The sequence below is a fragment of the Mesorhizobium sp. B283B1A genome, from assembly GCF_020165735.1.
GTDB classification, from domain to species: Bacteria; Pseudomonadota; Alphaproteobacteria; order Rhizobiales; family Rhizobiaceae; genus Mesorhizobium; species Mesorhizobium opportunistum.
The window spans coordinates 105002-116535 of record NZ_JAIUIQ010000022.1; the positions used below are offsets into that span (position 1 = coordinate 105002).

Sequence of the window (11534 nt, forward strand, 5' to 3'; positions counted from 1 at the left end):
GACGCTTCTGCACGCATGCATCATGACACAGCGCACTTGCAATCCGGTTACCGCAATCGTTCAGTTTTTGAAGGCCGGTCTTACTTCTTTTTGGCAGCCGCGGCCGAGGCAAAGCGCTCGCGCAATTCCTTGCCCTTGCCGGGAATCGTCTTCTGGCGGGCGCGCCCGAAAGCCAGCGCATCGTCGGGCACGCTTTCAGTGATCACGCTACCGGAGGCGATATAGCCGCCCTTGCCGATTGTAATAGGCGCGACCAGCGAGGAATTCGAGCCGATGAAGGCGCCCTCGCCGATGTCGGTGAAGAATTTCGAGTAGCCGTCATAGTTGCAGGTAATGGTGCCGGCGCCGATATTGGCCCCCGCGCCGACACGCGCATCACCGACATAGGTCAGATGGTTGACCTTGGCGCCTTCCTCGATAACAGCCTGCTTGACCTCGCAGAAATTGCCGACTTTTGCCTTTTCCCGCAGATCGGCGCCCGGCCGCAGTCGTGCGAACGGACCGACATCGCAATTGCCCGCGACAGTGGCGCCTTCGATATGGCTGAAGGCATGGATCTTGGCGCCGCCGGCGATCTTTACACCCGCCCCAAACCAGACATTCGGCTCGACGACGGTGTCGGCGCCGATTTCGGTGTCGTGCGAAAAGAACACGGTTTCCGGTGCGATCAGCGTCACGCCCGATAGCATCGCCTCATGCCGGCGGCGAGCCTGCCAGATACCCTCGGCTTGCGCCAGTTCGGCGCGGTTGTTGATGCCGAGCGCATTTTCAAAGCTGGCTTCGGTCGCAACCACATCGAGGCCTTGCCCGCTAGCGATCTCGACGATGTCGGTGAGGTAATATTCGCCCTTGGCGTTCTTGTTGCCGACCGCGTCGAGCAGCTTCAGCGCCTGGCTACCGGCCACCGCCATCAGCCCGCCATTGCAGAAGGTGATCTTCTTCTCTTCCTCGCTGCAATCCTTCTCCTCGCGGATGGCGACCAGTTTGCCGCCCTTTTCGATCAGCCGGCCATAGCCGGTTGGATTGGGTGTACGGAAGCCGATGACGGCGACGGCAGCACCTTCCGCCAGCTTCAGTCGCGCCACGGTCAGCGCCCCCGGGTCGATCAGCGGCGTATCCCCGAACATCACCAGGACATCGTCGTAACCCCTTGATATCGCTTCGCGCGCAGCCAGCACGGCATGCGCGGTGCCAAGCCGTTTTTCCTGCACGAAGGTCTCGGCCTTCACAGCGAATTTTGCCGCGGCCTTGCGCATTTCCTCCGCCCCATGGCCGATCACCAGCGCCTGGTCGCCGGCCCCGGCGGCTTCCGCGGCCTTCACCACATGCGCGACCATCGGCAGGCCGGCGATTTTGTGCAGCACCTTCGGCAGCGCACTCTTCATGCGCGTGCCTTCGCCGGCGGCGAGGATGATCGACAGGCAGGTTCTCTGGCTCATGGATGGACAACCATATGAAAAAGCGTTGGGAATCAAAGCATGCTAGCAGTGGCGCCATGCTGCACCAATGCGGTTAAATTCCGGTGAGATGGCGGAGCAGGTGGCTTTTAATCAGTAGGTCTACCGCCCGGTCCGTTAAACGCCCGTCCTGCGGCCGGACCGCTAGCCCAGCCGCCCCAACACGGGGAAATTTTCCAGCAGCCAGTACGATACGGCCTGCACCCCGCCGGTCAGGAAAAACACGCCGGCAACGACCAGCAGCGCACCAATTGCTTTTTCCACTCGGCCGAGATGGACGCGGAATTTGCCGAGAAAACGCATGAAGGCGCCGGAAAACAGCGCCGCGATCAGGAAGGGTATGCCAAGCCCAAGCGAATAGGCGGCGAGCAGCAGCGCGCCCTCGCCCACGGTTTCGCGACCGCCGGCCAGCGTCAGGATCGGTCCCAGCACCGGGCCGATGCAAGGTGTCCAGCCGAAGGCGAAGGCCAGTCCCATGACATAGGCGGCGACAGCACTTGCCGGCTTGCCCTGCGACTGGAAGCGCGCCTCGCGCGACAACAGCGGGATGCGCAGGATACCGAGGAAATTCAGGCCCATCAGGATGATCAGCACGCCGGCACCCATCGCCAGCGGCTCCTGCCAGACGCGCAGCAGCCGGCCGATGGTCGAGGCGCCCGCGCCGAGCGCCACGAACACGGTCGAGAAGCCGAGCACGAACGCGATCGAGGAATAGAGCAGCGCGCCGCGCGTGCCTTCACGCGCCGTCGCACCTGTATTGCCTCGAAAATCGTCGACCGAGACACCGGCCATGTAGCAGAGATAGGGCGGCACCAGCGGCAGCACGCAAGGCGACAGGAACGAGATGGCGCCCGCCCCGACCGCGCTGACATAGCCGATATCCAATGCCATTCCAAAACCCTGCTGTTTCGGCGACGATACTGTTTGGGCGCCGATATAGCGAAGCCCTGGCCTGTGCGCCAATCACCAATGTGTGGCAACCAGTCGCTGTTCGGGCAATCTCGCTGACCCCACCCAACCAAGTACGACCGAAACGAGGGAATTGTTACTGACAACCAAAGCCCAGCAACCGATATCCCACAAGCCCTTTCGGGAAGAACCTCCGGCCGGCAGGCGTTGACACAACGAGACCGCGATTTCCCGCGCGTCTCCACATATCAGGGAGGTTTCCATGAAAATCATAACCGCAGGGCTGGCCGCGCTTCTGCTCAGCACCGCCGCATCCTTCGCCGCCGAGGCGTGGAAGGAAGCCGATGTCGGCGGCACCAAGATCTACACCGATGCCAAGGGCATGACGCTTTACACCTATGACAAGGACAGCAAGGGCAAGTCGAACTGCTACGACAAATGCGCCGCCAACTGGCCGCCGCTGAAGGCCGCGGCCAGCGCCAAGGCGGACGACGAATGGAGCGTTGTCAAACGCACCGACGGCACCAAGATGTGGGCCTATGACGGCAAGCCGGTTTACACCTTCGTCAACGACAAGAAGGCTGGCGACATGAGCGGTGACGGTGTCGCCGGCGTCTGGCACGTCGTCAAGGCCGACTGAGCCTCCTTCCCGCTTCACGCCTGTTGGCGGGGCATCAGCTGGTCGCCGGGCATCCTTCGATACCGTCGGCGGCCGGCCTCATGATCGAGGGACGGCATTCCTCGACTCATCGAAACGGAGCTCGGTCGTTTTCGCCAATTTGCGACCATCGTTTTTCTCAGCCAAATTCTGTGATTTTCTCCATACACTCTAAGAGTGTATTGCTGCCGGCATCCCCGCAATTTGGGCGCTTCCCCTTGACCGGATGCGAAAGCGCGGCCATGTGAGCGGCAACAGGAACGAGATTTCGTCGCGCGCAGCGGAATTCTTCTGGCGCATCACAGCTGAATAAGAGACCTCATGGACGTCGTCGTCGTCGAATCGCCGGCCAAGGCAAAGACAATCAACAAATACCTCGGCAAGAACTACAAGGTTCTGGCCTCGTTCGGCCATGTCCGCGATCTGCCGGCCAAGGACGGCTCGGTGCGTCCGGACGAGGATTTCGCCATGTCCTGGGCGGTCGACACCGCTTCGGGCAAGCGCCTCGCCGACATCGCCAAGGCGGTCAAGGATGCCGATGGCCTGATCCTCGCCACCGACCCGGATCGCGAGGGCGAAGCCATCTCCTGGCACGTGCTGGAAGTGCTGAAGCAGAAGCGTGCGCTGAAGGACAAGCCGGTCAGCCGTGTCGTCTTCAACGCCATCACCAAGTCGTCGGTGCTGGAAGCGATGGCCAATCCGCGCCAGATCGATGCGCCGCTGGTCGATGCCTATCTGGCCCGCCGGGCGCTCGATTATCTCGTCGGCTTCACGCTGTCGCCGGTCCTGTGGCGCAAATTGCCGGGCGCCCGCTCGGCCGGCCGCGTCCAGTCGGTGGCGCTGCGCCTGGTCTGCGACCGCGAATCCGAGATCGAGCGCTTCATCCGCGAGGAATATTGGCAGATCGCCGCCATCCTCGGCACGCCCCGCAACGAGACTTTCGAAGCCCGGCTCACCGCCTTCGAGCGCAAGAAGCTGCAGAAGCTCGACATTGCCAACAAGGCGCAGGCCGACGACATCAAGGCGATGCTCGAGGGTGCCACCTTCAAGGCGCTGTCCGTCGAGGCCAAGCCGACCAAGCGCAATCCGGGCCCGCCCTTCACCACCTCGACGCTGCAACAGGCGGCTTCCTCGGGCCTCGGTTTCTCCGCCACCCGCACCATGCAGGTGGCGCAGCGGCTCTATGAAGGCATGGAGATTGGCGGCGAAACCACCGGCCTGATCACCTATATGCGAACCGACGGCGTGCAGATGGCGCCGGAAGCGATCGACGCTGCCCGCGATGCGATCGCCAAGGAATTCGGTCCGAAATACCTGCCGGAAAAGCCGCGCGTCTACACGACCAAGGCCAAGAACGCGCAGGAAGCGCACGAGGCGATCCGTCCGACGGATTTCATGCGCACCCCGGCATCGGTCAGGCAGTACCTCGATTCCGACCAGATGCGGCTCTATGAGCTGATCTGGAAGCGCGCCATCTCCAGCCAGATGCAGCCGGCCGAGATCGAGCGGACCACCGTCGAGATCGAGGCGGTGAACGGCTCGCGCACCGCCGAGCTTCGCGCCGTCGGTTCCGTCGTCCGCTTCGACGGCTTCATCGCAGCCTACACCGACCAGAAGGAAGACGACGCGGAGGACGAGGAAAACCGCCGCCTGCCCGAGATCCGCGCCGGCGAGCAGCTCGCCCGCCAGGCGATCAACGCCACCCAGCACACCACCGAGCCGCCGCCGCGTTATTCCGAGGCGTCGCTGATCAAGAAGCTGGAAGAACTCGGCATCGGACGGCCGTCGACCTACACCGCGATCCTGAAGACGCTCGAAGACCGCGATTATGTCACGATCGACAAGCGCCGGCTGGTGCCGCAGGCCAAGGGGCGGCTGCTGTCGGCCTTCCTGGAGAGCTTCTTCGAGCGCTATGTCGAATATGATTTCACCGCCTCGCTCGAGGAAAAGCTCGACGAGATTTCCGACGGCAAGCTCGCCTGGAAGGACGTGCTGCGCGACTTCTGGAAGGATTTTTCAGGCGCCGTCGCCGATATCAAGGAACTGCGCGTCACCGACGTGCTCGATGCGCTGAACGAGGAGCTGGCGCCGCTGGTATTTCCCGCGCGCGAGGACGGCTCGAACCCGCGCATCTGCCCGAAATGCGGCACCGGCAATCTATCGCTGAAGCTCGGCAAGTTCGGCGCTTTCGTCGGCTGTTCGAACTATCCGGAATGCTCCTTCACCCGCCAGCTCGGCGACGCCGCCAACCCCAATGGCGAGAATGGTGGCGGCGAGGACGGCACCAAGGTGCTCGGCAAGGATCCTTACACGGCCGAGGAAATCACGCTGCGCTCAGGCCGCTTCGGCCCCTACATCCAGCGCGGCGACGGCAAGGAAGCCAAGCGCTCCAGTCTGCCCAAGGGTTGGACGCCGGAATCCATCGACCATGAGAAAGCGCTGGCACTGCTGTCATTGCCGCGCGATGTGGGAAAACATCCCGAATCTGGCAAGATGATCTCGGCCGGGCTCGGTCGTTACGGTCCGTTCGTGCTGCACGACGGCACCTACGCCAATGTCGACAGCATCGAGGACGTGTTCTCGATCGGCCTCAACCGCGCCGTCACGGTGATTGCCGAGAAGCAATCGAAGGCCAAGGGCGGCCGCAACGGCGGCACCGCCGCTGCCTTGAAAGAACTGGGCGACCATCCGGACGGCGGTGGCAAGATCGTCGTTCGCGACGGCAAATACGGGCCTTACGTCAATTTCGGCAAGGTCAATGCTACGCTGCCCAAGGGCAAGGATCCGCAATCGGTGACGATCGAGGATGCGCTGGCGCTGATCGCCGAGAGGGAAGCCAAGGGCGGCGGCGGCAAGAAGCCGTTCCGCAAGGCAGCAGCCCCGGCAACCAAGAAAGCGGCGACCAAGAAGCCGGCCGCGAAGAAAAAAGGGTAGCACGGCGTGGCGCGCAAGATCACCGGAAGAAGCCACGGCGATCCGCGCACCGCCGACACCAGGGCCAAGGTCAAGGACGATTACCGGCCCTCGCGTGACGAGATCCTGCGCTACATCGCCGAAAATCCCGATCGCGCCGGAAAGCGCGACATCGCCAAGGCGTTCGCCTTGCACGGCGACGACCGCATCTGGCTGAAGGACATTTTGCGTGACCTGCAGGACGAAGGTGTCCTGACCAAGGAACGCAAGGGGCTGGCCCGCGTTGGCGCCCTGCCCCACGTCACGGTCCTCGATATTTTCGACCGTGACGCCGACGGCGTGCTGTTGGCGCGTCCCATCGAACACACGGCCAATGGACCGCCGCCCATCGTGTCCATCCGCCTGTCGCGCAGTGGTGGTGGACCGGCGCCCGGCATTGGCGACCGCGTGCTGGCCAAGACCTTTCCCGCCGACGAGACGAATGTCGCCCTGGGCGGCCCTGCCTATACCGGCCGGGTGATGAAGATCTTCGAGAAACGCACCGATGCCGTTCTCGGCGTCTTCCGCGTGCTCAAGGACGGCACCTTTCGCATCGAACCGGTGGAACGGCGCCAGCCGGAACTGATCGTAAACAAGGAATTCCAGAACGGCGCCAAAAACGGCGATCTGGTCGAGGTCGAGCCCGCGCGCGCCTCGCGCTACGGTCTGCCCCAGGCCAAGGTGCTCAATGTGCTGGGTTCGCTGACCAGCGAAAAGGCGGTCTCGATGATCGCCATCCACGCCCACGACATTCCCCACATTTTCCCGGCCGACGTCATCGCCGAATCCGAGGCCGTCAAGCCGGCAACGCTCGATCACCGTGAGGACTGGCGAGACCTGCCGCTGGTCACCATCGATCCGGCCGACGCCAAGGACCATGACGACGCGGTGTTCGCCACGCCGGACCTCGATGAGAAGAATCCGGGCGGAGTGGTCGTCACGGTCGCCATCGCCGATGTCGCCGCCTATGTGCGCTATGGCACGGCGCTCGACCGCGAAGCCTTGAAGCGCGGCAATTCGGTCTATTTCCCGGATCGCGTCGTGCCGATGCTGCCCGAACGCATTTCCAATGATCTCTGTTCGCTACGCGAGGGCCAGGACCGCCCGGCGCTGGCGGTGCGCATGACCTTCTCCGCCGACGGTCACAAGATCAGGCACTCCTTCCACCGCATCATGATGAAATCGGCGGCCAAGCTGGCCTACCCGCAGGCGCAGGCGGCGATCGACGGCGTGCCGGACGACAAGACCGGCCCGATCCTCGACACGGTGCTGAAGCCGTTGTGGGATGCCTATGCGATCCTCAAGCGCGGACGCGACGGCCGCCAGCCGCTCGAACTCGACCTGCCGGAGCGCAAGATCCTGCTTAAAGCTGACGGCACGGTAGACCGCGTCATCGTGCCGGAGCGGCTCGATGCCCACAAGCTGATCGAAGAATTCATGATCCAGGCCAATGTCGCCGCCGCCGAGTCGCTCGAGGCCAAGAAGCAGGCGCTGGTCTACCGCGTCCACGACGCACCGTCGCTCGCCAAGCAGGAATCGCTGCGCGAATTCCTGCAGACGCTTGGGCTGTCGCTGGCGCGCGGCGCGCAGATGCGGCCCAGCCAGTTCAACGGCATCCTGGAGCGGGTGCGCGGCGCCGACAATGAAGGGCTGGTCAACGAAGTGGTGCTGCGTTCGCAGAGCCAGGCCGAATATTCGCCTGGGAATATCGGCCATTTCGGCCTGAACCTCAGGCGCTACGCGCATTTCACCTCGCCGATCCGCCGCTATGCCGACCTCATCGTGCATCGCGGACTTATCGCCGCACTCGGCCTCGGCCCGGGCGGACTGACGCGCGACGAAGAAGCCCGGCTCGAGGACGTCGCGGTGCTGATCTCCGGCACGGAACGCCGCGCAATGGCTGCCGAACGCGATACGGTCGACCGGCTTATCGCCGCCTACCTCGCCGAGCGTATCGACGACCGCTTCGACGCCCGCATCTCCGGCGTCACCAAATCGGGACTATTTGTCCAATTGCCGCAGTATGGCGCCGATGGTTTCATCCCGGTGTCAACTCTGGGCGGCGATTACTATATATACGACGAAACGGCCCGCTCCCTGTTTGGAGAACGCTCGGGCAAAGGCTACCAGCTCGCGGATCGGGTCGAGGTCCGGCTCGTCGAGGTGGCACCGATGGCCGGCGCGATGCGCTTCGAGATGTTGACCGACCCGAAGCCCCTGCCAGGCTCCGTCAAGTCGTTTCACAAGGCCAAGGGCCGCGCCCGCGCGTCGCAATCGCGACCGGGTTCGCGCGGCAGGAGACGATGATGCCAAAAGAATTAGGGATGCAAGAACAGGTTTTCGGCGGCGAACATCATTCGGGCCGGGTTGCCCGCCCGCTGTGGACGGCGATGAAGCGCGGCCTGCTGGGCCGCTGCCCGAATTGCGGCGAAGGCAAGCTGTTCCGCGGCTTCACCAAAACTGTCGACGCCTGCAGCGTCTGCGGCGAAGAGATCCACCATCATCGCGCCGACGACCTGCCTGCCTATCTGGTCATCGTCATTGTCGGCCACATCATTCTCGGTGCCTTCATGGGTGTGGAAGCGACGTCGACCTTGTCGACCTGGCAGCACATCGTCATCTGGGTGCCCTTGACCATCCTTTTGTCGGTTGCGCTGCTGCAGCCTGTCAAAGGTGCCGTCATCGGACTGCAATGGGCGTTCTATATGCACGGATTCGGTGGCGAAAAGGATGCAATCGAGCCGCATCCCGGGGCCTGAGGTGCAGGCTGGCGCAATACGCCAACGGTTAAAGCCACTTTCGCATGCAAGAAGTTTCCGCTAGGTCGTGCGCATGGATGGTATGACCAAGGCGCAAGTCGACGGGATCGAGAGGAGCATGGTCGCTCCTAGCGATCGGCCGATGCGCCCGCGCGATGCCGCGACCCTGATCCTTCTCGACCGCAAGGGCGATGAAGTACTGGTCCTGATGGGCCGCCGCCACGCCGGCCATGCCTTCATGCCCGGAAAATTCGTTTTTCCCGGTGGCCGCACCGACCCTGCCGACAGCCGCATCCCGGTCGCCACCGTGTTGCACGCTGAGCAGGAAGCAAAGCTGCTTGCCGGTCCCGGCCGCACAAGCGCGGCGCGCGCCCGCGCCATCGCCCTGTCGGCGATCCGCGAGACCTATGAGGAAGCCGGGCTGCTGATCGGCCGCAAAGGCGTCTTCGCCACCGCCAGGCGCGATTGGCAAGGCTTTTCCGAACATGGCGTGCAGCCCTCCCTGGACATGCTACGCTTTATCGCGCGGGCCATTACCCCGCCCAACCGGGTGCGCCGCTTCGACACGCGTTTCTTCAGCGCCTGGCGCGACGATGTCGCCGTCGAATTGCCTGGTGGCGGGCCGACCAACGAACTCGAGGAACTGGTCTGGTTGCCGCTTGCCAAGGCAAGGGAAGCCGACATCCCCGACATCACGCGAATGATCCTGGACGAGCTGGAAAAGCGCCTCGCCCATGATCCGCTGCTGCGTCCCGGCGGCTCCGTCCCCTTCTACCGGCTTGTCGGCAACCGCTTCACCCGCGAACTTCTCTAGAGCACTTCCAGGAAAAGCGTGACGCGGTTTTCCGTCCGGAATTGCGTAAGATCAAAAAGACAGAGTATTCAGCATCTCATGACGGTCGATACCCAACAACAGGGCGACGAACGCGTACATTGGCTGCCGATGGTGGCGGCGATCTCGTCGATCAGCGTCGTCGGCATCGCCATCGGCCTCGGCATGCCGTTGCTCAGCGTCATCCTGGAAACGCGCGGCCATTCGGCTTCGATGATCGGCCTCAACACGGCCGTCGCCGGCCTGGCTTCGATCGCGGGCGCCCCGCTCGCCACGCCGCTCGCCATGCGTTTTGGCGTCGCCTGGACCATGATCGCGATGATCGCCGCCGGCGCGCTGGCCTTCGTCGGCTTTCACTTCGCGCCTGATTTCTGGATGTGGTTTCCGCTGCGCATCGTGCTGCACATCGCGCTGACGGTGCTGTTCATCCTGTCGGAGTTCTGGATCAGCACCTCGGCGCCGCCGCACCGGCGCGGTCTGGTCCTTGGCATCTACGCCACCGTCCTGTCGCTCGGCTTTGCCGCCGGGCCGTGGCTGTTCGCTCATCTCGGCAGTTCCGGCTTCAGGCCGTTCGGCGTCATCATCGCGCTGGTGACGCTGGCCGCGATACCGGTGCTGGCCGCGCGCAACGAGAGCCCGAGCATTGTAGCCGATGGCGAAACCAGCAATTTCCTGCGCTATATCTGGCTGGTGCCGTCGGCGACCGCCGCGGTCCTGGTGTTCGGCGCCGTCGAGACCGGCGGCTTCGCGCTGTTTCCGGTCTACGGCAACCGCATCGGCTATTCCGAAGCAGACGCGGCACTGCTGCTGACCATGATCGGTCTCGGCAACGTTTTGCTGCAGATCCCGATCGGCATGATCAGCGATCGCGTCAGCGACCGCCGCTACCTGTTGCTCGCCTGCGCCACCGTCGGCCTCGTCGGCACCGTCTTCATGCCCTTCTTTGCGCAGAATTGGCACCTGATGGCCGCCCTTCTGTTTGTCTGGGGCGGTGTTGTCGCGGCCATGTACACGATCGGCCTTGCCCATCTCGGCTCGCAGCTTTCCGGCCATGAACTGGCATCCGCCAACGCCGCCTTCGTGCTTTGTTACGGCGTCGGCATGGTGCTCGGTCCACAGGCGATCGGCATCGGCATGGATGCATTCGGCCCGTCCGGCTTCGGCTGGTCGCTCGGCCTGTTCTTCGGCGCCTACATCGCCCTGGTCTGCTTCAGGCTGATCCGCAAGATCCTCTTGTAGTCTCGCACCGGTCGAAGCCCTTGTCCGCCCCCGGAGGCACGATGCTGACAGAACCTTGTCAGGAGGACCCGGTTAAAAGAGTGTCCCCAAAACATCCGAAGTTGAGGACACTCCCATGATCGACAGCGGCTTTGAAACCACATCCCTGCGCATGACGCTTCTGCTGCTTGTGAGCTTCCAGGCTCCGGCCGCCGATGTCGACCGCATCATGGACGCGGTGGTGGCGCTCGCCCCGCTGGCCATGGGCAAGTACGACCGCAACGCCTATCAGTCCGCGCACGGCATCGAGCGCTACAGGCCGCTTGAAGGGGCAGCGGCCGGCGCCGAAACCGAACTGCGTCGCCGCCCGGGCACGGTCGAGGTTTCATTCGAACTGCCCGATGACCAGGCGCTGGCTGCCCGCGTCGTCGAGGCGATTTTCCAGGCGCACTCCTATCAGGAGCCGGTGATCCGCATTCAGCCGATCCTTGCCAGCAGGTCCAAGGGGCTGGACGACCGCGCCAACCCGAATCGTTGGTGGAACACGACCGGAGACTGGAAGAAGGTTGCGGCGGTTAAGGAAGAAGCATAAAGCGGCCTTCCCTTCTCCCCTTGTGGGAGAAGGTGGCCTCGCGAAGCGAGGTCGGATGAGGGGTGTTCCAGCTTGGCGCCGACGGCACCCCGTTACCCACCCCTCAACCGTCTCGGCGCTGCGCGCCGATCCACCTTCTCCCACAGGGGGAGAAGGA

9 protein-coding genes are annotated in these 11534 nt (G+C 63.6%); 7 read left to right on the forward strand and 2 right to left on the reverse strand.

Features of this window, described 5'->3' with window-relative positions:
• Window positions 1-80: 80 nt before the first annotated feature.
• Both glmU and LB577_RS19950 read right to left on the reverse strand, forming a co-directional pair.
• Window positions 81-1439 carry a bifunctional UDP-N-acetylglucosamine diphosphorylase/glucosamine-1-phosphate N-acetyltransferase GlmU gene (gene glmU, locus LB577_RS19945; RefSeq protein WP_224688003.1) on the reverse strand — a complete coding sequence of 453 codons (1359 nt, stop codon included), beginning with the start codon at window positions 1437-1439 and terminating at the stop codon, window positions 81-83.
• Window positions 1440-1601: 162 nt separating this feature from the next.
• Entirely contained in the window at window positions 1602-2348 is a 747-nt protein-coding gene (locus tag LB577_RS19950; protein ID WP_224688004.1) for a cytochrome c biogenesis CcdA family protein, read from the reverse strand.
• A gap of 280 nt (window positions 2349-2628) precedes the next feature.
• Here LB577_RS19950 and LB577_RS19955 point away from each other — a divergent pair, with 280 nt between their 5' ends.
• The 7 genes from LB577_RS19955 (at window position 2629) to LB577_RS19985 (ending at window position 11377) form a co-directional block, all read left to right on the forward strand.
• Window positions 2629-3006: a hypothetical protein gene (locus LB577_RS19955; protein WP_224688005.1), complete on the forward strand. Its 378-nt coding sequence runs from the start codon at window positions 2629-2631 to the stop codon at window positions 3004-3006.
• 339 nt (window positions 3007-3345) lie between these two features.
• On the forward strand, window positions 3346-5958 hold the full coding sequence (topA, locus tag LB577_RS19960) for a type I DNA topoisomerase (RefSeq protein WP_224688006.1): 2613 nt from the start codon (window positions 3346-3348) through the stop codon (window positions 5956-5958).
• A gap of 6 nt (window positions 5959-5964) precedes the next feature.
• The gene (gene rnr / locus LB577_RS19965; RefSeq protein WP_224688007.1) at window positions 5965-8283 is read left to right on the forward strand and encodes a ribonuclease R; all 2319 of its coding nucleotides are present in this window, start codon (window positions 5965-5967) and stop codon (window positions 8281-8283) included.
• Entirely contained in the window at window positions 8283-8735 is a 453-nt protein-coding gene (locus LB577_RS19970; protein ID WP_031257380.1) for a DUF983 domain-containing protein, read from the forward strand. The genes rnr and LB577_RS19970 overlap by 1 nt, the downstream gene beginning before the upstream one ends.
• Window positions 8736-8808: 73 nt before the next feature.
• A complete protein-coding gene (locus tag LB577_RS19975) occupies window positions 8809-9549 on the forward strand; it encodes an NUDIX hydrolase (RefSeq protein WP_224688008.1) in 741 nt (246 codons plus the stop codon).
• A gap of 78 nt (window positions 9550-9627) precedes the next feature.
• Window positions 9628-10806, forward strand: a complete 1179-nt coding sequence (locus tag LB577_RS19980) for an MFS transporter (RefSeq protein ID WP_013895218.1) — start codon at window positions 9628-9630, stop codon at window positions 10804-10806.
• Between the two features lie 115 nt (window positions 10807-10921).
• On the forward strand, window positions 10922-11377 hold the full coding sequence (locus LB577_RS19985) for a hypothetical protein (protein ID WP_224688009.1): 456 nt from the start codon (window positions 10922-10924) through the stop codon (window positions 11375-11377).
• Window positions 11378-11534: the final 157 nt, after the last annotated feature.

What these genes read in the sequence shown, in the direction of transcription:
- LB577_RS19970 (WP_031257380.1), top strand. Translation starts at nt 8,283, where the DNA reads ATGCCAAAAGAATTAGGGATGCAAGAACAGGTTTTCGGCGGCGAACAT.
- glmU (WP_224688003.1), bottom strand. Translation starts at nt 1,439, where the DNA reads ATGAGCCAGAGAACCTGCCTGTCGATCATCCTCGCCGCCGGCGAAGGC.
- LB577_RS19955 (WP_224688005.1), top strand. Translation starts at nt 2,629, where the DNA reads ATGAAAATCATAACCGCAGGGCTGGCCGCGCTTCTGCTCAGCACCGCC.
- topA (WP_224688006.1), top strand. Translation starts at nt 3,346, where the DNA reads ATGGACGTCGTCGTCGTCGAATCGCCGGCCAAGGCAAAGACAATCAAC.
- LB577_RS19985 (WP_224688009.1), top strand. Translation starts at nt 10,922, where the DNA reads ATGATCGACAGCGGCTTTGAAACCACATCCCTGCGCATGACGCTTCTG.
- LB577_RS19950 (WP_224688004.1), bottom strand. Translation starts at nt 2,348, where the DNA reads ATGGCATTGGATATCGGCTATGTCAGCGCGGTCGGGGCGGGCGCCATC.
- LB577_RS19980 (WP_013895218.1), top strand. Translation starts at nt 9,628, where the DNA reads ATGACGGTCGATACCCAACAACAGGGCGACGAACGCGTACATTGGCTG.
- LB577_RS19975 (WP_224688008.1), top strand. Translation starts at nt 8,809, where the DNA reads ATGGATGGTATGACCAAGGCGCAAGTCGACGGGATCGAGAGGAGCATG.